The sequence below is a fragment of the Aggregatibacter valvarum genome (assembly GCF_980468985.1).
Map to the genome: position 1 here is coordinate 215,569 of NZ_OZ413141.1, position 21,185 is coordinate 236,753.

Here is a 21,185-nt window from a genome sequence, read left to right on the forward strand (position 1 = left end):
ACCCGAAAGGTAGTGAATAACGTTCCGTGCGTGGTTCGGTCGTGCATCAAGATGCACGCTACATGGAATCACGCACGCAAAATCATTCGTGCATCAAGATGCACGCTACGCACTTAAGGTGAAAATGAGGGTTGGGGATAAAGCCGGCGGCTATGAACTACCGTTTTGATATACACGGTTTCTTCAATAACGCGATAAATAATACGATAATTTCGGCAAAAGGCTTCACGCTCACCGTCTTCGCGCAAACGACCGATGGCATCAGGCATAAAGGCAATCAAACGGAAGGTTTTTTCAAATTCGGCGAGGAGTTTCTCCGGAGTAGAAATAAACCCGGTGAATTCGTAAACATTGGCGAGGATTTCATTGATATTGTCTGTGGCGAGTTTAGACAAAATCACATTAGCCATAAACCGACTCATGTTGCTCATCCAACTGCGCGAGTTCCGCCGCTTTCTGTTGAATGGTGTGTTGCCATGTTGCGCGCGCCTCTTCTAACGAATAACAACGTCCTATCAGAATATCCTCATTGCCTCGCGCAATATTCTCAGCTAAAAATGCATCATAACCTTTTTCAGTCAGCAACATTATTTTCTCCTCAATAAATTGCGTTTTACTATAATCTTGCGCCCCCACAAAATCAACTCCCGTAGTGTGCAACTTGTTGCACGAATAAAAACGTTCCGTGCGTGCTTCGGTCGTGCATCAAGATGCACGCTACAATATGGAACAAGGCGATGGTGGGAATGGATTAATGATTGATGCCACGAGGTAAAAAGGCGGCAATCATAATATACGAACCGACTACTAAAAATTTAATAGTGAGCTCCCCGTAGCGTGCAACTTGTTGCACGAAATCGCAAATCACGCACCGAGGTGGAATCTTTCGTGCATCAAGATGCACGCTACGCACTGAAAACGCGCCATTTCAGACCAACGAACGACATAATCCTGCTTCATCGTTTTAACGTTTCACGCAAGGTGGCGACAACTTCTTCGTGTGAAAATGTTTGTATCTCACCGCGCAAAATGCCTTGTAAAAAACGCTGTTCTTCGGTTAAGGATTGTTCAAATAGAGATGAGATTTTCTCCTGAAAAGGCGTCTGCGGTTTGGTTTCATTTAACATATCATCTCCTGTGGTGTTCAATTTTGCTTTAGCATACAACGCCCCACGCAAAAATGCCAATAGTCGCCGCATACAGAAATAATGAACGCTCCCCGTAGCGTGCAACTTGTTGCACGAAATAAAAACGTTCCGTGCGTGATTCGGTCGTGCATCAAGATGCACGCTACGGAGTGCGAAAGGCGCGCTTAACCGGCAAGCTCCAATAATACATCGGGGTGGTGGGTGGCGATTTTTAATAATGTTGCTGCTGCGCCTGTGGGTTTGCGTCTGCCTTGCTCCCAGCCTTGTAACGTGCGGACGGAAATTCCCATAAGTTGCGCAAAGGCGGATTGCGACAACCCGGTGTTTTTGCGTGCGGTAATCGCCTCATTGGTGATCTCGCGCTCACGGCATTGCCCGCTCTTAATTTGGCGTACGGAAGTTAACAACAGCTCGCCGATTTCTTCACCGGTGAATTCGTGTTCGGCAATATTGATTTTCTCTAAATCTATCGTCATTTTTCCAATTCCTCCTTTAATTGCTTCAGAAAGTGTGCCGGAATCGTCTCGGATTTTGCTTTTGCATAAATTAACAACAGACATATTTTGCCGTCGTTAAGTTGATTAAAATAAATCACCCGACTTCCACCGCGCCGCCCCATACCTTGCCGTTGCCAGCGTAATTTGCGACAACCGCCCGAATGCGGAATCACATCGCCCGATTCGGGTTGCATTGCGATAAACGTGGCAAGCGCTTCTTGCTCATCTTGCGTTAAAATCGCAGAAGCCATTTTTGTGTAAATATGAGATTCAACAATTGTGTACATATCTCTCACCCTTTATGCGTCATTGTAGTAGTTTGTGCGCATAATGTAAACCCGTAGCGTGCAACTCGTTGCACGAAATCGTCAATCACGCACCGAGGTTAAATCATTCTCCCCCGTAGCGTGCAACTCGTTGCACGAAATCGTGAATACCCGAAAGGTGATGAATAACGTTCTGCGCGTGATTCGGTCGTGCATCAAGATGCACGCTACAGACAAATCATGAATCCCGAAAGGGTTGAATAACGTTCCGTGCGTGGTTCGGTCGTGCATCAAGATACACGCTACATGGAATTACGCGCGGGATGTGTCGGTCGTGCTTCAAAATGCACGCTACGATATGGGAAAAACACCCCGTTGGGCAAATGTAAAACAATGTAAACTCAAGGCGTGGGGTGTTGCGGTGGTTGACCTGTGGTTATTTTTTGAATATCATGCCGAAGTTAAGGTATAGGTTGAAATAATACCCTTTAAAATGCCGCGCGAGGTGATTTAAAGTGCGGTCGTTTTTCACGGTGTTTTTCAGCCGACACTTTCAGAACTTTTAAGGAGGATTGTGAGCAACAAAAGCATTCACTTCTAAAAAGCAGAACGGTTAAAAGCAAAGCAAAAAAGTTTTACGGCTGGCGACAGCCTTCGTTTTCTTCATAAAAAAGGAAATCACTTATGAATCATATTTACAAAAGCATTTTTAATAAGGCGCTTGGTGTGTTCACCGCCGTCCCTGAATTTGCTTCTGCACATGGCAAGGGTTCCGAAAGAACTGTTGTCGGTCGTGTTGCGAAAGGCACCGCCGGCTTTGCTGCCAGTGCGCTTGCCATCTCTGTTGGGTTGGCGCTAACCTCTACAAGTGCGGTGGCATCCGCAGGTATCTATGTTAATGATGGTACAGATCCTGGTTGTTTAGCCTTGCCTGACACGCCTTTCCCAAATACCGGCATTTATGGTATTTCTTCTAGCGGCAATTCAATTGTTCCTGGCAATAGCATGATCAACCCCGGATATACACTTGTTCCTGATTCTTATTTTGGTTTGGATAAAATGAAGCCTTGTCTGCCTTCGGGGGATGGTGTTCATGCAGCTGCAACTCAAACTAACCGTACCTTGTTCTATGGTAATACTCATACAGTGGATACCACAAACAACGGTTCTAAAAACCTCACCCTTGGCGGTCGTTTAGACGTGAACTCCGGTATCATCGGCGTGGGCGATCGTGGTACTAACGGCGCAGGCGCAACGAATAGCATTCGTATGGGTACAGGTACGACGTTGGATGATACAAATAAACATACAAATGCCATTGCAATTGGGGTAGATACAGCGACAACGGCAGAAGGTGCGGTTGCTATCAGTGCTGAGGCTAAAGCTAGAACAAGTTATTCTATCGCGATAGGTCGTAATGCAACTGCCGGTGGCGATATGGTTCCTTCTTCTAACGAGACTGGCGGTTCAATCGCAATCGGTCGTAATTCTTTATCAAATTACATTGGTGCCATTGCATTGGGTAACGGTGCACAAGTTTCTTCAGCAAAACCGGATGGTAAGACGACAGACGGTATCGCAATTGGTACTAAAGCGTTAGTGGATAACTATAGAGGCATGGCTATCGGTGCTCAGTCTCAAGCTAAAGGTTCGCAAAGTATCGTACTCGCCAATAATGCGCCTAATGCCAAAGTTTCCGTTGCTAGTGGTATACGTTCACAAGTCTATGGTGTCGAAAGTGAGGCTTCCGGCACAGATGCAGTAGCGATTGGTTATAAAAACACTGTTTCAGCCCACCGCACTTACGCAATCGGTAATGAGATTAATGTAGCTAAAGAAGCAGAAGAGGCTCTTGCATTTGGTACACGTGCTCATGTAAGTGGTGCATACCAAATTTCTCTTGGTTCAGATGCCGGTGCGGATGCAGTAGCGCCTAATACAAGTGGTATTGCTATTGGTAGAAATGCAGGTCGTTACGGTCAAAGTGGTATTCTCAATACTGCGATAGGTGCAGCTTCCGGTCAATATGTTAGTGGTTCATATAACATCGCTATGGGTACTGGAGCAGGTTCCGGTACTGATGCAGAGAAACTTGCGGCTAGCCAGACAATTTCTATTGGTCATAATGCGAAAGCTTCTAAACACACTGCCATTGCCATGGGTACCACTGCTCAAGCACGTACAGAGAAATCTGTTGCATTAGGTGAAAACGCTATAGCAGGTGATACTGCAGCACCAACCGTGAAAAAAGGTGAATATTCTACTGCGATCGGTAGTAGTACTTCTGCTTTAGGCTATGGTGCAACTGCGGTCGGTTCTATCACAAAAGCCAAAGTAAATTATGCTACTGCATTAGGTCACGAAGCAGAAGCAAGTGGTTCGGGTGAAACCTCCTTAGGTTATGGCGCAGGTGCAAATAGCACTTCACCTAACGGAAATCGTAATGGTGTTAACGTGGGTACGAATGCCGGTCGTTATGCTATCTCAGGTGGCAACAACGTTGCTGTAGGTATCTCTGCCGGTCAATACGTTGAAGGGGACAACAACGTTGCACAAGGTTATTCCGCAGGTTATTACATCAAAGGTAATGAAAACGTCAGCATTGGTACGAATGCGAACGTGGGATCTGCGACTGAGAAGTTGGAAGTGAGTAAAACAGTAGCGATTGGTAGCGCTGCGAAAGCCTCTGCTAATAATGCTGCTGCGATGGGTACACAAGCTGCGGCTTCAGGCTCTAATTCCGCTGCAATTGGTTTAAATTCGAAAGCCACGACCGACGGTTCTATTGCTATTGGTACAGCCTCTGAAGCTGGTGGACCGGCTACGGATCCAACCCTTTTAGGGACAAAAGCGATTGCAATTGGTTATGAAACCAAAGCTTTAGGCACTTCTAACGTTGCATTGGGTTATGGTTCCGTTGCGGAAAATGGTCATGATTCTGTTGCGATCGGTATAAAAGCGAAAACTTCCAACAAAAAATCTACTGCTATCGGTGCTTATAGTGAAGCCAGTGGTGAACAAAGCACAGTCATTTCAAATAACTTCGATAGCAAAGGTGGACAAGCTGTTTCTGTTGCAAGCGGAACGCGTTCACAAGTGTACGGTGCTGAAACCAACGTTTCCGGCAACAACTCCGTAGCCATCGGTGACAAAAACACTGTTGCAAGCGACCGCACTTATGCGATGGGTAATAACATCAATGTAGCCGCAGGTGCAGATGATTCACTTGTGTTTGGTACACGTGCAGCCGTTGGCGCAGCGAACACCGTAGCAATCGGTGCGAACGCGAATGCTGCACAAGCTAACTCCGTGGCGTTAGGTGCAGGCTCTGCAACCTCTGCTGCTCAAACAACAGGTCCTTACACCCTTAACGGTTCCTACACTGCAGCAGGTCAACCTAATGCCGCGAATGGCACCGTGTCTGTGGGTTCTGCCGGCAAGGAACGCCAAATCCAAAACGTGGCGGCTGGCGTGATTAGCGCAACCAGCACCGATGCGATTAACGGTAGCCAACTTTATGCAACCAATAACTACTTAAGCAATCTCGCAGGCGGCGTGAAAAATGTTCTTGGTGGTGATGCGGCAGTTGATAATGCCGGCAACCTAACCATGAGTAACATTGGTGGCACAGGCAAAGGTAACGTCAACGATGCTATCGCAGCAGCAAACACCAAAGTGGCGGCAGGTGACAATATCACCGTAACCCCAACCACTAACACTGACGGCAGCAAAACCTACACCGTGGCAACCAAAAAAGACTTAGTTGTTGATTCTGTGAAAGCAGGCGACACAACAGTGAATACCGATGGTGTAACTATCGCAGGTGGTCCAAGTATAACGAAATCCGGTATTAATGCGAACGGTAGAAAAGTAACCGGCTTGGTTGACGGTGATATCAACGCAACCAGCACAGACGCTGTGAACGGTTCACAACTTCATGCAACTAACACCAAGTTAGCTGACGTGGAAAATACTGCGAATACTGCGGTACAAGAAATTGAGTCCGCAAATCCGGATGCACTTTCTGTGAAAAAAGACGGTACGAAAGTAACCTTGACACCGAATGTTATCGCAGGCGATTTAGTGAATCCGGCAACCGGCGCGGTGAACACACCGGCAGCGGGTGATGCAGGCAAATTGGTGACTGCAGGTACGGTTGCTAAAGCATTAGCGGAAACCCACTTCGTGGTGGATACCAAAGCGACAACGGGTGGTGAATTAGATGGCGCTTCTCAAGCTGACCAAAAAATCAAATCCGGCAACAAAGTTACCCTTCAAGCAGGCAAAAACTTAAAAGCGAAACAAACCAACGGCACAGATGGTGCTCAAGTGGAATTCTCGCTTAAAGACAGCATCAGCTTGACTCAAGTCACTGCAGGCACCGGTGCAAACCAAGTTGTATTAGGCAACGACGGCGTGAAAGTCGGTGGCAACACTTACATTAACAACGACGGCTTAAATGCGAACAACAAACCTATCAGCAATGTCGCTGACGGTGTTAAACCGAAAGATGCAGTGAACAAAGGTCAGTTGGATGCCGTTGCGCAAGAAGCAGCGAAACACACTACTGTGAAAGCAGGTAAAAACGTTGAAGTGACTGAAGGCGCTAATGCAGCCGGCGGTAAAGAATATACCGTTAAAACGGCGGATAACCTTAATGTGACGTCTGTGAAAGCAGGTGACAGCACATTGAACACCGATGGTTTAACCATCGCAGGTGGTCCTTCTGTGAAGAAAGACGGCATCAACGCAGGTAATAAGAAAATTACCGGTGTGGCTAACGGCAACGTTGCCGCAGGCAGCACAGATGCGGTGAACGGCGGTCAATTAGCGGAAGTAAAATCCAAAGCGGATAGCGCAGTACAAAACGTTGTGTCTGGAAATCCGACCGCACTTACTGCAACCAAAGCGGGCGACACTGTGACGTTAACACCGAACTTTATCGCAGGCGACTTAGTGAATGCTGACGGTACGGTCAATGCCCCTGCAGCCGCAGACGAAGGCAAATTGGTGAGCGCGAAAGCTGTCGCTGACGCATTAAAAGCGAACCACTTTGTGGTCGATACCAAAGCTAACGGCGGTAAGACTGAAGCAGGTTCTGAAGCAGACGCGAAAGTGGGTTCTAGCAATAAAGTCACCTTTGAAGCAGGTAAAAACTTAGCTGCTAAACAAGCCAACACCGCTAACGGTGGCGCAACAGTGAAATTCTCACTTCAAGACGATATTAGCTTGAATAGCGTAACTGCAGGCGCAGGTGATAACCAAGTCGTATTAGGCAACGACGGCGTGAAAGTGGGTGGTAAAACCTACATCAACAACGACGGCTTAAATGCGAACGATAAGAAAATCACTAACGTTGCACCGGGTGCAGTGACTCCAACCAGCAAAGATGCGGTGAATGGTGGTCAATTGTATGACGTGGCGAAAAACGTAGCTGATCTTGTCGGTCCGGATGCGAAGATCGATCCTGCAACAGGTAAAGTCTCCGTGGCTGATCCTGCTCAAGGTATCGGCGGTACCGGTAAAGACAATATCGGCGATGCAATTAAAGCGGTGAACGCAACTGCAGCGAAACACACCACTGTTGTTGAAGGCAAAAACGTGAAAGTAACGAAAGGCAAAAATGCCGCCGGCGGTGATGAATACACTGTGGCGACAAAAGATGACCTAGAAGTGACTTCCGTAACTGCGGGTAATACCACAGTGAACACCAACGGTTTAACCATCACAGGCGGCCCAAGCGTAACGCGCGGCGGTATTGATGCAGGCAATGCGGTTATCACTAACGTTCGTGACGGCAAAGTGGAAGCAAACAGCAAAGACGCAGTCAACGGCGGTCAATTACATGACACCAACACCAAATTGGATGGCGTGAAAGCGAAAGCCGACACCGCAGTACAAGATGTGAAATCCGGTGATGAAAATGCATTAACTGCAGTGAAAGATCCGAACACCAACATCGTAACCGTAACGCCTAAACTCAGCGGTGATTTAGTGGATGCCAATGGCAACATCACAGCACCGGCAACACCGGCAGATAAAGGCAAGTTAGTGACTGCAGGCACCGTTGCACAAGCACTTGCAAACACCCATTTTGTGGTGGATACCAAGGCGACTGACGGCGAATTGGATGCCGCTTCTCAAGCTGACCAAAAAATTAAAGCCGGCAACAAAGTCACGCTTCAAGCAGGTAAAAACTTGAAAGCGAAACAAACCAATGCAGCCGATGGCGCAACAGTGGAATTCTCGCTTAAAGACAGCATTAGCTTGACACAAGTGACTGCAGGTGAAGGTGATAACCAAGTCGTATTAGGCAACGACGGCGTGAAAGTAGGTGGCAATACTTACATCAACAAAGACGGCTTAAATGCGAACAACAAACCTATCAGCAATGTAGCTGACGGCGTTAAACCGACCGATGCAGTGAACAAAGGTCAGTTAGATGCAGTGAAAGGCGTGGCTGACAGCGCAGTGAAATCTGTGAAAGCAGCAGACGGTGAAGAAAACTTAGTGGTTGACAACGCCGATCCGAAGAATCCGAAATTAAGCTTGAAGAAAGACTTAACCGTGGATTCTGTGAAAGCAGGTGACAGCACATTGAATACCGATGGCTTAACCATCGCAGGTGGTCCTTCTGTGAAGAAAGACGGTATTAACGCAGGTGATAAAACAATCACTAACGTAGCACCGGGCGCAGTAACAGCAGCTAGCAAAGATGCGGTTAACGGCGGTCAGTTGTACAACGTAGCGAATAACGTGAAAGACTTAATCGGTCCGGATGCAGCTATCGATCCTGCAACAGGTAAAGTCACTGTAGCTGATCCTGCTCAAGGTATCGCAGGTACCGGTAAAGGCACAATTGGTGAAGCGATTAAATCTGTGAAAGATAAAGCAGACACCGCAGTGCAAGACATCAAGTCCGGCGATGAGAAAGCATTATCTGTAACAAAAGCAGGCAATACTTACACCATCACACCTAACCTAAGCGGTGATTTAGTGGATGCTGATGGCAACATCACAGCACCGGCAACCGATGCAGACAAAGGCAAACTTGTGACTGCAGGCACCGTTGCACAAGCGCTTGCAAACACCCACTTCGTGGTGGATACCAAAGCGACTGACGGCGAATTGGATGCAGCTTCTGAAGCTGACCAAAAAGTGAAAGCTGGCAACAAAGTGACGCTTCAAGCAGGTAAAAACTTGAAAGCGAAACAAACCAACGGCGCAAATGGCGCTCAAGTGGAATTCTCGCTTAAAGATAGCATTAGCTTGACACAAGTAACTGCAGGTGAAGGTGATAACCAAGTCGTATTAGGCAACGACGGCGTGAAAGTAGGTGGCAACACTTACATCAACAAAGACGGCTTAAATGCGAATAACAAACCTATCAGCAATGTTGCTGACGGTGTGAACCCAACTGATGCTGTAAACAAAGGTCAGTTAGATAAAGTGGCTGGCGTTGCTGACAGCGCAGTGAAATCTGTGAAAGCAGCAGACGGTGAAGAAAACTTAGTGGTTGACAACGCCGATCCGAAGAATCCGAAATTAAGCTTGAAGAAAGACTTAACCGTGGATTCTGTGAAAGCAGGTGACAGCACATTGAATAGCGATGGCTTAACCATTGCAGGTGGTCCTTCTGTGAAGAAAGACGGTATTGACGCAGGTGATAAGAAAATCACTAACGTTGCACCGGGTGCAGTAACCCCAACCAGCAAAGATGCGGTTAACGGTAGCCAGTTGTACAATGTGGCAAATAACGTGAAAGACTTAATCGGTCCGGATGCGAAGATCGATCCTGCAACAGGTAAAGTGGCAGTAGCTGATCCAACCAAAGGTATCGGTGAAACCGGTAAAGGTACTATCGGTGATGCGATCAAACACGTTAACGATGCAGCGAAAGCCGCAGCGGATACTGCGAAGAAACACAGTTCTGTGAAAGCCGGTGACAACATTGTTGTGACTGAAGGTACTAACGCGGCTGGCGGTAAAGAATACACCGTTTCAACAGCGAAAGACTTGAACGTAGATTCTGTGAAAGCGGGTGATACCACCGTGAATAACGATGGTTTAACTATCGCAGGCGGTCCTTCTGTGAAGAAAGACGGTATTGACGCAGGTGATAAGAACATCACTAACGTTGCTGACGGTAACGTAGCAGCAGGCAGCAAAGATGCGGTTAACGGTGGTCAGTTGTATGATGTAGCGAAAAACGTTGCAGACCTTGTAGGTCCGGATGCAACGATCGATCCTGCAACAGGTAAAGTGACTGTAGCTGATCCAACCAAAGGTATCGGTGAAACCGGTAAAGGTACGATTGGTGATGCAATTAAAGCTGTGAACAATCTTGCGAAGAAAGCTGCAGCTGAGAAAACCAGCGTGAAAGCTAAAGACGGTCGTTCTAACGTGACTGTGACTGAAGGCACTAACGCTGCAGGCGGTCATGAATATACCGTTGATGTTGAACGTGCAGTGACTGAAGCAGGAAGCGATCAAGTGACCGTAACCAGCAAGCACGATGCAGACAGCAACACAACCACTTACACCGTGGATGTGTCTGACAAGACGAAAGCAAGTCTTGCTAAAGCTGACAGCGCTGTACAAGGTTTAACCTCTAAAGATGGTAACCTAAACTTCAACAAAGACCCTAACGGCAATGTAGAAGTAAGCTTCAACGATAATCTTAACGTGAAAAATATCACGGCAGATGGCGTGAAAGCGGGTGATACTACCATCAATAGCAATGGTGTTGAAATCGTGAACGGCCCAAGCATGACCAAAGACGGTATCAATGCAGGTGGTAAAGCAATTACCAACGTTGCTAACGGTAACCTAGCTAAAGGCAGCAAAGACGCGGTCAACGGCGGTCAATTACATGAAACTGCGCAAAGCGTAGCTGATGTGATTGGCGGCGGCGCAACCGTGAAAGACGGTAAAGTGGTTGCAGGCAAAAACGGTATCGGTAACACCGGACAAAATACCGTTCATGGCGCGATTGCGGCAATTAACCAAAATACCGCAAACAACTTCAACCAAATCCGTGGCGATCTACGTAAAATGGATCGTGACTTACGCGGCGGTATCGCGGGTGCATTGGCAACAGCCGGTCTTCCGCAAGCCTTCCGTCCGGGTAAGAGCATGGTTGCAGCAGCAGCAAGTACCTATCGCGGTCAAAGCGGCTTAGCGATTGGTGTATCCCGTATTTCTGATAACGGTAAAGTTATCTTGAAAGTCACCGGTAACACCAACTCCCGCGGCGACTTCGGCGGTACAATCGGCGCCGGTTACCAATGGTAATCACTCCGCAGCTCACCTAATCGGTGAACTCGCTTAACAAAAAAGCACGACATGAAAATGCCGTGCTTTTTTTATTCGTAATGTTAATGGTAATGCGTTATACGATGCCCCGTAGCGTGCATCTTTTACACCGCGTAGCGTGCAACTTGTTGCACGAATGAATCAACCCCGATACGTGATTCACGATTCCCCCGTAGCGTGCATCTTGATGCATGACCGAACTACGCACGGAACGTTATTTACCCTTTCCGAATATTCACGATTTCGTGCAACAAGTTGCACGCTACGATCCACGATCAACCCACACACGGAACGAAATAAAATGCGGTGATTTTTGTGTGTGTTTTTTCAAACAACGTATTATCAACCGTCAAGAGCGTTATTCATTTCGAATGTAGCGTGCAACTTGTTGCACGAATGATTCAACCTCGATAGGTGATTTATGATTCCCTCGTAGCGTGCATCTTGATGCACGACGGAACCACGCACGGTACGAAATAAGGTGCGGTGATTTTTGCGTGAGTTTTTTCAAACAACATATTATCAACCGTCAAGAGCGTTATTCATTTCGAATGTAGCGTGCAACTTGTTGCACGAAAGATTCAACCCCGATACGCGATTCACCGATTCCCTCGTAGCGTGCATCTTGATGCACGAAAGATTCAACCTCGATACGCGATTCACCGATTCCCTCGTAGCGTGCAACTTGTTGCACGAATGATTCACAAAGGGAACGAAATAAAGTGCGGTGATTTTTGCGTGTGTTTTTTCAAACAACGTATTATCAACCGGCAAGAGCGTTATTCATTTCGTGCAACAAGTTGCACGCTACGATTTACGACGGAACCACGCACGGAACGAAATAAAGTGCGGTGATTTTTGCGTGTGTTTTTTCAAACAACATATTATCAACCGTCAAGAGCGTTATTCATTTCGAATGTAACGTGCAACTTGTTGCACGAATGATTCAACCTCGATATGCGATTCACCGATTTCCTCGTAACGTGCATCTTGATGCACGAAAGATTCAACCCCGATACGCGATTCACCGATTCCCTCGTAGCGTGCAACTTGTTGCACGAATGATTCACAAAGGGAACGAAACAAAGTGCGGTGATTTTTGCGTGAGTTTTTTCAAACAACGTATTGCCAACCGTCAAGAGTGTTATTCATTTCGTGCAACAAGTTGCACGCTACGATCCACGATCAACCCACGCACGGAACGTTATTTAACCCTTTTCCGGCATTTCCGATTTCGTGCAACAAGTTGCACGCTACGATTCTGGCGTGGATACAAACAGAGAAGCCTTGCCTGACGTTGCAAGGACATTATGATTTAAGTAGAATAAATACAGTAGAAAGATAAATCATACATACATTTGTAGCAATTTTATGGTTTTATTCATTAATTAATTTATAAGAGGTGCAACAAGGAGGAGCGATGTTTAAATTTGACATGTCCCTTTCTCAAAATTTTGCTATTTTTTATGATGGTGATGATGTAGTTCTTGTAGATTCATTTGATAATAACCACTTCGATGTTCGTATGGGAACTGTGACAAATTCTGAAATGATCGGTAGCATTACGGCAAGCTCGGATTCAGAGCTTAATGTTGCCTTAGAGGGATTAATCAATAGTATTAGAGAGCAAAAATGATTACTCGCGATGATTTACTTAACTTAACCAAAAGTATAAATAATAAAGTAGCTCAATACGCTATGCAGTTTTCTCTCACTTTTCATTTCTCCGAAGATCGGGTGAATGATGCTCGTAATAATCCGCCAATTGATTTGCATGAGCTAGAAGATTTGTTTGATCGTTTTATTTCAACGCATATCATGGCTGTTGTTGCGTTAAATGATAAGGATACTTTCGTTATTGCCTGTTCCCGAACCAATATTCACATTCCTTGTGCGGTGCAAAAAACGACTGATGCGAATGGTGGTGCTTCTCATAAAAATATTGTGATAACGATTATGAGAAAATCTAATTTTGGTGCGAAACAAGAAGATATTATATTTAAAATCAGTTAGATTCTTTCCCTCGTAGCGTGCAACTTGTTGCACGAATGATTCAACCTCAGTATGCAATTCACCGATTCCCTCGTAGCGTGCATCTTGATGCACGACGGAACCACGCACGGAACGAAATAAAGTGCGGTGATTTTTGCGTGTGTTTTTTCAAATAACGCATTATCAACCGTCAAGAGCGTTATTCATTTCGAATGTAGCGTGCAACTTGTTGCACGAATGATTCAACCACGGTACGTGATTCACGATTCCCTCGTAGCGTGCATCTCGATGCACGACCAAACCACACACGGAACGAAATAAAGTGTGGTGATTTTTGCGTGAGTTTTTTCAAACAACGCATTATCAACCGTCAAGAGCGTTATTTATTTCGTGCAACAAGTTGCACGCTACGATTCACAATTCCGTGCAACGAGCTACACGCTACGGGGATTATTCTTGATATAAATTTTGTATTTTGACGCTGATATCGCCACCCCAATCGAGAGGATATATTTGGTCGGTGACATCACGGTGAAATGATGAATATGGCCAATCTTTAACAGCGGTGACGTAGCCATGTTTGACAGGGTTATAATAAATATAATCCCAATGGTTTGAGAGGTCTTGCTCGTTACGGATGAGATGTTCCCAAAAACGGCGTTGCCAAATACCAAGATCCCCTCGTCTTCGTTGGCTTTGATTTGGCATTCGGCAATGTGCAGGGATTTTTTGGCTAAATAGGGTTTTTAATAAACGAATTCGGGTGGCATAACGATGATCATTTTCAGGTAATTCCATGAGCCAATGAAGATGATCCGGTAATATACAGATGGCAATTGTTTTGAAAGGATAACGTTGTTGTGTTTCGATAAAAGCTGCTCGCAGTTCGTTAATATAGCGAGTTAGCCAATCTTTTGAACGATCTTGAAGCGCAAGCGTGAAAAAATAGGTACCACCCTCAGTGAGGTCTCGTCGATAAGTTGCCATAGGGGTTTCTTGTGCAGTTGTTCACATTCTATGCACCATTATACCAAATAAGCTTTTTGTATTCAGTAGCACGAATGATTCAACCCTAATGCGTAGTTCACGATTCCCTCGTAGCGTGCAACTTGTTGCACGAATGATTCAACCCCGATACGTAATCCACGATTCCCTCGTAGCGTGCAACTTGTTGCACGAATGATTCAACCACGGTACGTAATTCACGATTCCCTCGTAGCGTGCAACTTGTTGCACGACGGAACCACGCACGGAACGAAACAAAGTGCGGTGATTTTTGCGTGCATTTCAGACAACGTATCATCCACCGTCAAGAGCGTTATTCATTTCGAATGTAGCGTGCAACTTGTTGCACGAATGATTCAACCACGGTACGTGATTCACGATTCCCTCGTAGCGTGCATCTCGATGCACGACCAAACCACACACGGAACGAAATAAAGTGTGGTGATTTTTGCGTGTGTTTTTTCAAACAACGCATTATCAACCGTCAGGAGCGTTATTCATTTCGAATGTAGCGTGCATCTTGATGCACGAAAGATTCAACCCCGATACGTGATTCACGATTCCCTCGTAGCGTGCATCTTGATGCACGAAAGATTCAACCTCGGTGCGCGATTCACGATTTCCCCGTAGCGTGCATCTCGATGCACGAATGAGCCACACACGGAACGTTATTTAACCCTTTTTCGGCATTTCCGATTTCGTGCAACAAGTTGCACGCTACCATGACCAAACCACGCACGGAACGTTATTTAATCCTTTCGGGTATTCACAATTTCGTGCAACTTGTTGCACGAGTGATTCAACCACGGTACGTGATTCACAATTTCGTGCATCAAGATGCACGCTACGATCCACGATTTCGTGCAACAAGTTGCACGCTACGAAGATAAAAAAGTGCGGTGAAAAACAACGCATTTTTTCACCGCACTTTAATTGGAGTCAACGATAAGTTGAGCTTATAAAATCACGTCCAATTTATCATAAGCACGACGGGCTTTTTCTAAGGCTTTTTCAACGCTGATGTCGCGCGCCAAAATCACGCCTAAACGGCGATGGCCGTTCACTTCACCTTTACCAAAAAGGCGTAAGTTGGTTTGCGGTTCGGCAAGTACTTGCTCTAAATTGGCAAATTGTACTTGGTTGGATTTGCCTTCTACCACAATGGCTTTGGAGGCGGAGGGGCTGATAAAATCGATGCTTGGAATCGGCAAGCCTAAAATGGCGCGAGCGTGCAAGGCAAACTGAGATAATTCTTGTGAGATCATGGTCACCATGCCGGTATCATGTGGACGCGGGGAGACTTCGTTAAAAATCACGTCGTCGCCACGCACAAACATTTCCACACCAAAAATCCCACGACCACCCAATGCAGCGGTGATTTTCTCCGCGATTTCTTGCGCTTTTTTCAATGCGGTTTCTGACATGGCTTGAGGTTGCCAAGATTCACGGTAATCGCCATCCACTTGAATGTGTCCGATTGGCGCAAGGAATGAGGTGCCATTCACATGGCGCACCGTGAGCTGGGTAATTTCATAATCAAATTGAATGAACCCTTCCACAATGACGCGCCCTGCGCCGGCACGTCCGCCTTCTTGGGCGTAATCCCATGCCGATTGGATTTGATCGAGGGTACGAATGACGCTTTGTCCATGACCGGAGGAGGACATAATCGGTTTGACCACGCACGGAACGCCGATTTTTTCAACCGCACTTTTGAAGTCGTCAAAGTTATCTACGAATTCATAAGGCGAGGTTGGTAAACCCAATTCTTCCGAAGCTAAACGACGAATGCCTTCGCGGTTCATGGTTAGCTTCGTGGCTTTGGCGGTCGGGATCACGGTGAACCCTTCTTGTTCCAGTTCAAGTAAGGTATCGGTGGCGATCGCTTCCACTTCCGGTACGATAAAATCAGGACATTCCTTTTCCACAACGGCGCGTAATGCCGCGCCATCCAACATGGAAATGGTGTAAGCACGGTGTGCCACTTGCTGTGCAGGCGCGTTTTCATAGCGATCTACCGCAATCACTTCAACACCTAAACGTTGTAATTCAATGACAACTTCTTTGCCCAATTCCCCTGCACCAAGCATCATCACTTTCAGTGCTTTTGGGGTTAATGGCGTGCCGATGGTGGTCATGGGGGCTCCTTATTGTTTGAGTAAACTTTCGTCTAAGGTTAAATCTTCGTTTTTATTCACACCGATACCGCGCGCTAATACGTTTTGCGCGATTTGATGGGCTTCCTCTAAAGAATGTTCGGTGTATGTTCCGCATTGGTATTCATTCAGTTCAGGAATTTCACGTTGATTTTTCACATTGAGAATATCTTGCATGGAGGCTGCCCAAGCTTGTGCAACTTGGGTTTCGTTTGGAGTGCCGATTAAGGACATATAAAAACCGGTGCGGCAACCCATCGGCGAAATATCAATAATTTCGACATCTTGACTATTGAGATGATCACGCATGAAACCGGCAAATAAATGCTCTACGGTGTGAATACCCTTGGGTGGTAGATTTTCTTTATTAGGAATGGTAAAACGCAAGTCAAAAACAGTGATGTTATCGCCTTTTGGCGTTTGCATTATTTTGGCAATTCGCACTGCTGGCGCATTCATACGGGTATGATCCACTTTGAAGCTATCAAGTAATGGCATAATCTCTCCTTAATTGGTGTCATTTGGGGCTAAAAAACAGCGGTTATAAAAAATTTATAAAATTTTTTAAATTTCTGCGAACTTTTTCCGTTATACTGCAGTCTTAGATAGCGAGCAACTTGCAGTTGTTTTAATAAAATTGGTTCCTTAGGTTATTCGCCTCTCCTTGTGAGAGGCATTTTTTTCGCCATTCTACAGGAAAATCCTAGCGTTACAGAATAGCGAGTCCAAAAAATAGCAAAAAAACATACCGCACTATTTTGCCCAGTGTCATAAAGATCAAACAGCGTAGCCAATTTAATCTCAACCAGCCTGCCACGGCACAAAATAGATCACCGACGATCGGTAACCAGCTAAAAAATAACATCACACTACCGTAACGTTGTGTTTTTGCTAATACCCACGAGAGTTTGGCATTTTGTGGTGGCGGATTAAACGTCGGAAGCCAACGCCCAAGTGCATAGGTAGTCAGGCTGCCCAGCGTGTTTCCGGCGATTGCCGTCCACAATAGGCTTTGAATATCCAAAGAAAAATAAGGGGAACCCGTCCATAAGCGCGGTGTGACGAGGGTGAGAAAAACAATTTCGGAATTGCCGGGAAGTACAGTGGCACTGAGAAAAGCGCTGGCGAACATAATCCACAATCGATGCTCGCCAAATAAGGCGAACCATCCATCCCAGCTAAAAAGATCAAACATGATGTAATAGGTCAAAAATCAGAGCATTAGTCATTTTTAGTATTGACGCGGAACGGGTTTCATCACGCCGGGCTACGTAATAATTTATTCACTCGCACATCAAACACATCCATGCCCGCATTTAATCCAGCCTGAATACCCAAATAGCCATCTTCAAACACTAAACAGCGTTGCGGTTTCACTTGAATCAATTCAGCACAACGCAAAAACGTATCCGGTGCCGGTTTGTGATGTTGAATATCTTCGGCAGTAACAATCGCGGAAAAATATTTCTCAAAATCAAACTTATCCAACAAAATTTGGGCGATGGGACGATAAGAGCCTGTGCCAAGGGCTAGCGGTTTTTTATTATAAAAATGACGAACAACATCCGCTGCAGGAAGCAATGTGGCGTGTTTCATGATCAGCTGTTTGCCATATTCTCTTTTTAATTCAATCACATCATCTAATTTATCTAACGGCATGGCATGACGTTTCATCATTTCTAGCGCAATGGCTTTCACCGGCGCGCCACCCATTTCATACAATAAATTGCCATCAAATGGATAACCAAAATGTTGTCCGACCATTTCCCATGCTTTGGCGTGGCTGGGCATGGTGTCGATGACCGTGCCGTCCATATCAAAAATCAAACCGTCATATTCATTAATGAAATTATTCTGTAACATCTCGCTTTCCGAATTATTTTAAATAAGAAGAGTGCGCTATTTTCCTACAAATTTGTGATCAATGCACCGTTTAATTCATACGAATTTCGTTATACTGAGATCATTTTATTGAGAGTGAACAAATGGATCTTCAACAGCGACTTGGGGCGTTTCAAGCCCGAGAATTAATTGACGAACATATTGTACAAACGGTATTGAACGTACGTTGCCACTTGCAACAAGATTGGTTGGCGGACGTAGAAACCGAGCAGGTTAAAATGATGTTAGTACATCTCGCCAGTGCCTTGGGGCGGATTCAACGTGGACATTGTGTTTCACCGTTGTATGCCGATTTTTTAGCAGAAATTCAAAGTGCGGTGGTTTTTCCGCAAGTTTTGCAAATTCACCAAAAGATATTGAAATTAATTCCGCTGGCGGTTCCCGAAGAAGAACAAACCTATTTTCTCGCCAATGTGTATGCCTTAGTGCTGGATCAGCCACAGGTGCTGGCTTTTGTGGACAAAACTGCTTGAGAAAATGACCGCACTTTAGGCAATGCGACTATCCGTTATGGCGTTATCATGTCCCTATATTAATAAAGACAGGCATAAAGCCTGTCCCTATAATGTTTATTTTAATAAGGTTTTATCCCGCACAGCGCCTTTATCTGCGGACGTGGCGAAGTGACCAAATACTTTTAAGGCGAAAGACACTTCACGTTCGCGGTTTGCCGGTTGCCAGCCTTTGGCATCTTGTTCGGCGCGGCGTTTGGCTAATTCTTCATCGCTGATCTTGAGGTTAATCGCACGATTCGGAATGTCGATTTCGATAATGTCGTTATCCTGTACTAAACCAATCGCACCACCGGAAGCCGCTTCAGGCGAAGCATGACCGATAGATAAGCCGGATGTGCCACCGGAGAAACGACCATCCGTTAATAAAGCACATTTTTTACCTAAGCCCATGGATTTTAAATAGCTGGTTGGATACAACATTTCTTGCATGCCGGGGCCGCCTTTTGGACCTTCGTAACGGATAATCACAACGTGACCTTCTTTGACTTTGCCGCCTAAAATCCCGGCAACAGCGTCTTCTTGGCTTTCAAACACGATGGCACGACCGGTGAATTTCCAGATAGATTCATCCACGCCCGCGGTTTTGACGATACAACCGTCTTCGGCAATGTTTCCGAACAAGACGGCTAAGCCCCCTTCTTGAGAAATCGCATTTTCTTTGTTGCGGATACAGCCGTTTACACGGTCATCGTCCACGCTATCCCAACGGCAATCTTGTGAGAAGGCTTGCGTGGTACGTATGCCTGCCGGGCCGGCGCGGAAGAATTTGTGTAATGCTTCGTCTTGGTTACGGATAATGTCGTATTGATTGAGCTGCTCGCCCATGGTTAAGCCCAACACGGTGTGAGTGTTTTTGTGAATTAACCCCGCACGATCTAATTCGCCCAATAAGCCCATAATGCCGCCTGCGCGGTGTACGTCTTCCATATGGTATTTATTGGTGTTCGGCGCAATTTTACTTAAGCAAGGCACGACGCGAGATAAGCGGTCGATGTCTGCCATTTTGAAATCTACGCCCGCTTCTTGAGCCGCTGCGAGTAAGTGTAAAACGGTGTTACTGGAACCGCCCATGGCGATATCTAAGCTCATGGCGTTTTCAAAGGCATCAAAGGTGCCGATGGAACGAGGCAATACGCTTTCGTCGTCTTGTTCGTAATAACGTTTGCACAATTCGACAATTTGGCGACCGGCTTTTAAGAATAAGTCTTTGCGGTCAGCGTGGGTGGCTAGCATAGAGCCGTTGCCCGGTAAAGATAACCCTAAGGCTTCTGTTAAACAGTTCATGGAGTTGGCAGTAAACATCCCTGAGCAGGAACCGCAAGTCGGGCAGGCGCTACGTTCAATAGCATCAATACGCTCATCACTGACATTAGGATCCGCCGCTTCAATCATCGCATCAACTAAGTCTAAACGAATCAGTTGATCCGATAACTTGGTTTTGCCGGCTTCCATTGGACCGCCTGATACGAAGATAGTCGGGATGTTCAAACGCATTGCCGCCATCAACATTCCCGGGGTAATTTTATCACAGTTGGAAATACACACCATGGCATCGGCGCAGTGGGCGTTGACCATATATTCCACGCTGTCGGCGATTAAGTCACGGCTTGGTAAGGAGTAAAGCATCCCGCCATGTCCCATGGCAATACCGTCATCCACCGCAATGGTGTTGAATTCTTTCGCCACGCCACCGGCTTTTTCAATTTCCGCTACGACCAGTTGTCCCATGTCTTTTAAATGCACATGCCCCGGCACGAATTGGGTGAAAGAGTTCACCACCGCAATAATGGGTTTGCCGAAGTCATTTTCTTTCATTCCTGTGGCACGCCATAAGGCACGTGCGCCTGCCATATTACGACCTTGTGTACTGGTCGCTGAACGTAGTTTTGGCATAAATAAGTTCTCCGAGTAAGTTTTCGTTAAGGTTTATATGAATTTCTTCGTTAATTGAGACTGCTAAATCTCCCCTAACCCCTCTTTGCTAAAGAGGGGGATTTCTTTAGCTGTTTAATTTATCTGGCTCATTTATGTCTCATTTTATTGATATTTTAATATTAAATTCGCGAGATAATATTCAAATTTTTCAAAATATTCCCCTCTTTAACAAAGAGAGGAATTTTCTTTAGCTATTAATTTTGACTGGCTGATTTACGTCTCATTTTATTGATATTTTAATCTTAAATTCATGAGATGATATTCAAATTTTCAAAATATTTCCCTCTTTAACAAAGAGAGGAATTTTCTTTAGCCATTAATTTTGACTGGCTGATTTACGTCTCATTTTATTGATATTTTAATCTTAAATTCATGAGATGATATTCAAATTTTCAAAATATTTCCCTCTTTAGCAAAGAGAGGAATTTTCTTTAGCCATTAATTTTGACTGGCT

Annotated in this window: 17 protein-coding genes; 4 read left to right on the top strand and 13 right to left on the bottom strand. The window is 45.7% G+C overall.

Annotated features, from left to right (window positions below; translation table 11 throughout):
* Positions 1 to 113 precede the first annotated feature (113 nt).
* From AC30SF_RS00970 to AC30SF_RS00990, 5 genes are all read right to left on the bottom strand, one after another.
* Complete coding sequence (locus AC30SF_RS00970; protein ID WP_209363541.1) at positions 114 to 410, bottom strand: type II toxin-antitoxin system RelE/ParE family toxin; 297 nt, start codon at positions 408 to 410, stop codon at positions 114 to 116.
* Positions 403 to 588, bottom strand: coding sequence for a hypothetical protein (locus AC30SF_RS00975; protein WP_489607266.1), 186 nt, complete (start codon positions 586 to 588; stop codon positions 403 to 405). Before AC30SF_RS00975 ends, AC30SF_RS00970 begins: the two co-directional genes overlap by 8 nt.
* A 368-nt stretch (positions 589 to 956) precedes the next feature.
* Entirely contained in the window at positions 957 to 1,199 is a 243-nt protein-coding gene (locus AC30SF_RS00980) for a hypothetical protein (RefSeq protein ID WP_489607267.1), read from the bottom strand.
* Between the two features lie 113 nt (positions 1,200 to 1,312).
* Positions 1,313 to 1,624 (bottom strand): helix-turn-helix domain-containing protein, encoded by a 312-nt coding sequence (locus tag AC30SF_RS00985; RefSeq protein ID WP_479743885.1) that lies wholly within the window; start codon positions 1,622 to 1,624, stop codon positions 1,313 to 1,315.
* Entirely contained in the window at positions 1,621 to 1,932 is a 312-nt protein-coding gene (locus AC30SF_RS00990) for a hypothetical protein (protein WP_489607268.1), read from the bottom strand. The genes AC30SF_RS00985 and AC30SF_RS00990 overlap by 4 nt, the downstream gene beginning before the upstream one ends.
* A gap of 663 nt (positions 1,933 to 2,595) precedes the next feature.
* Between AC30SF_RS00990 and AC30SF_RS00995 the strand changes: the two genes are divergently transcribed.
* On the top strand, positions 2,596 to 11,205 hold the full coding sequence (locus AC30SF_RS00995; protein WP_489607269.1) for a YadA-like family protein: 8,610 nt from the start codon (positions 2,596 to 2,598) through the stop codon (positions 11,203 to 11,205).
* Positions 11,206 to 11,764: 559 nt separating this feature from the next.
* On the opposite strand, the gene AC30SF_RS01000 is transcribed toward AC30SF_RS00995, so the two are convergent.
* On the bottom strand, positions 11,765 to 11,920 hold the full coding sequence (locus tag AC30SF_RS01000; RefSeq protein ID WP_489607270.1) for a hypothetical protein: 156 nt from the start codon (positions 11,918 to 11,920) through the stop codon (positions 11,765 to 11,767).
* A 209-nt stretch (positions 11,921 to 12,129) separates the two neighbouring features.
* Positions 12,130 to 12,285, bottom strand: a complete 156-nt coding sequence (locus tag AC30SF_RS01005) for a hypothetical protein (RefSeq protein ID WP_489607271.1) — start codon at positions 12,283 to 12,285, stop codon at positions 12,130 to 12,132.
* Between the two features lie 361 nt (positions 12,286 to 12,646).
* Between AC30SF_RS01005 and AC30SF_RS01010 the strand changes: the two genes are divergently transcribed.
* Both AC30SF_RS01010 and AC30SF_RS01015 read left to right on the top strand, forming a co-directional pair.
* Positions 12,647 to 12,862 (top strand): hypothetical protein, encoded by a 216-nt coding sequence (locus tag AC30SF_RS01010; protein WP_290521044.1) that lies wholly within the window; start codon positions 12,647 to 12,649, stop codon positions 12,860 to 12,862.
* Positions 12,859 to 13,239 (top strand): hypothetical protein, encoded by a 381-nt coding sequence (locus tag AC30SF_RS01015; RefSeq protein ID WP_021616348.1) that lies wholly within the window; start codon positions 12,859 to 12,861, stop codon positions 13,237 to 13,239. Before AC30SF_RS01010 ends, AC30SF_RS01015 begins: the two co-directional genes overlap by 4 nt.
* Positions 13,240 to 13,668: 429 nt before the next feature.
* Here the strand turns inward: AC30SF_RS01015 and AC30SF_RS01020 are convergent, their stop codons facing one another.
* From AC30SF_RS01020 to AC30SF_RS01040, 5 genes are all read right to left on the bottom strand, one after another.
* Positions 13,669 to 14,205 (bottom strand): REP-associated tyrosine transposase, encoded by a 537-nt coding sequence (locus AC30SF_RS01020; protein WP_489607272.1) that lies wholly within the window; start codon positions 14,203 to 14,205, stop codon positions 13,669 to 13,671.
* A gap of 974 nt (positions 14,206 to 15,179) precedes the next feature.
* Positions 15,180 to 16,361, bottom strand: coding sequence for a formate-dependent phosphoribosylglycinamide formyltransferase (gene purT / locus AC30SF_RS01025; RefSeq protein ID WP_489607273.1), 1,182 nt, complete (start codon positions 16,359 to 16,361; stop codon positions 15,180 to 15,182).
* Between the two features lie 9 nt (positions 16,362 to 16,370).
* Positions 16,371 to 16,877, bottom strand: a complete 507-nt coding sequence (gene luxS, locus AC30SF_RS01030) for an S-ribosylhomocysteine lyase (protein ID WP_489607274.1) — start codon at positions 16,875 to 16,877, stop codon at positions 16,371 to 16,373.
* Between the two features lie 211 nt (positions 16,878 to 17,088).
* Positions 17,089 to 17,574 (bottom strand): YqaA family protein, encoded by a 486-nt coding sequence (locus AC30SF_RS01035; protein ID WP_489607275.1) that lies wholly within the window; start codon positions 17,572 to 17,574, stop codon positions 17,089 to 17,091.
* 62 nt (positions 17,575 to 17,636) lie between these two features.
* Positions 17,637 to 18,242, bottom strand: coding sequence for a beta-phosphoglucomutase family hydrolase (locus AC30SF_RS01040; RefSeq protein WP_489607276.1), 606 nt, complete (start codon positions 18,240 to 18,242; stop codon positions 17,637 to 17,639).
* A 122-nt stretch (positions 18,243 to 18,364) separates the two neighbouring features.
* Between AC30SF_RS01040 and AC30SF_RS01045 the strand changes: the two genes are divergently transcribed.
* The gene (locus AC30SF_RS01045; protein WP_489607277.1) at positions 18,365 to 18,754 is read left to right on the top strand and encodes a hypothetical protein; all 390 of its coding nucleotides are present in this window, start codon (positions 18,365 to 18,367) and stop codon (positions 18,752 to 18,754) included.
* Between the two features lie 96 nt (positions 18,755 to 18,850).
* Here AC30SF_RS01045 and ilvD read toward each other — a convergent pair whose 3' ends face one another.
* Positions 18,851 to 20,689, bottom strand: coding sequence for a dihydroxy-acid dehydratase (gene ilvD, locus AC30SF_RS01050; protein WP_489607278.1), 1,839 nt, complete (start codon positions 20,687 to 20,689; stop codon positions 18,851 to 18,853).
* Positions 20,690 to 21,185 lie beyond the last annotated feature (496 nt).

Excerpts from the sequence above, each read along its gene's own strand:
- AC30SF_RS00970 (WP_209363541.1), bottom strand. The coding sequence starts at position 410 with ATGGCTAATGTGATTTTGTCTAAACTCGCCACAGACAATATCAATGAA.
- AC30SF_RS00975 (WP_489607266.1), bottom strand. The coding sequence starts at position 588 with ATGTTGCTGACTGAAAAAGGTTATGATGCATTTTTAGCTGAGAATATT.
- AC30SF_RS00980 (WP_489607267.1), bottom strand. The coding sequence starts at position 1,199 with ATGCGGCGACTATTGGCATTTTTGCGTGGGGCGTTGTATGCTAAAGCA.
- AC30SF_RS00985 (WP_479743885.1), bottom strand. The coding sequence starts at position 1,624 with ATGACGATAGATTTAGAGAAAATCAATATTGCCGAACACGAATTCACC.
- AC30SF_RS00990 (WP_489607268.1), bottom strand. The coding sequence starts at position 1,932 with ATGTACACAATTGTTGAATCTCATATTTACACAAAAATGGCTTCTGCG.
- AC30SF_RS00995 (WP_489607269.1), top strand. The coding sequence starts at position 2,596 with ATGAATCATATTTACAAAAGCATTTTTAATAAGGCGCTTGGTGTGTTC.
- AC30SF_RS01010 (WP_290521044.1), top strand. The coding sequence starts at position 12,647 with ATGTTTAAATTTGACATGTCCCTTTCTCAAAATTTTGCTATTTTTTAT.
- AC30SF_RS01015 (WP_021616348.1), top strand. The coding sequence starts at position 12,859 with ATGATTACTCGCGATGATTTACTTAACTTAACCAAAAGTATAAATAAT.
- AC30SF_RS01020 (WP_489607272.1), bottom strand. The coding sequence starts at position 14,205 with ATGGCAACTTATCGACGAGACCTCACTGAGGGTGGTACCTATTTTTTC.
- purT (WP_489607273.1), bottom strand. The coding sequence starts at position 16,361 with ATGACCACCATCGGCACGCCATTAACCCCAAAAGCACTGAAAGTGATG.
- luxS (WP_489607274.1), bottom strand. The coding sequence starts at position 16,877 with ATGCCATTACTTGATAGCTTCAAAGTGGATCATACCCGTATGAATGCG.
- AC30SF_RS01035 (WP_489607275.1), bottom strand. The coding sequence starts at position 17,574 with ATGTTTGATCTTTTTAGCTGGGATGGATGGTTCGCCTTATTTGGCGAG.
- AC30SF_RS01040 (WP_489607276.1), bottom strand. The coding sequence starts at position 18,242 with ATGTTACAGAATAATTTCATTAATGAATATGACGGTTTGATTTTTGAT.
- AC30SF_RS01045 (WP_489607277.1), top strand. The coding sequence starts at position 18,365 with ATGGATCTTCAACAGCGACTTGGGGCGTTTCAAGCCCGAGAATTAATT.
- ilvD (WP_489607278.1), bottom strand. The coding sequence starts at position 20,689 with ATGCCAAAACTACGTTCAGCGACCAGTACACAAGGTCGTAATATGGCA.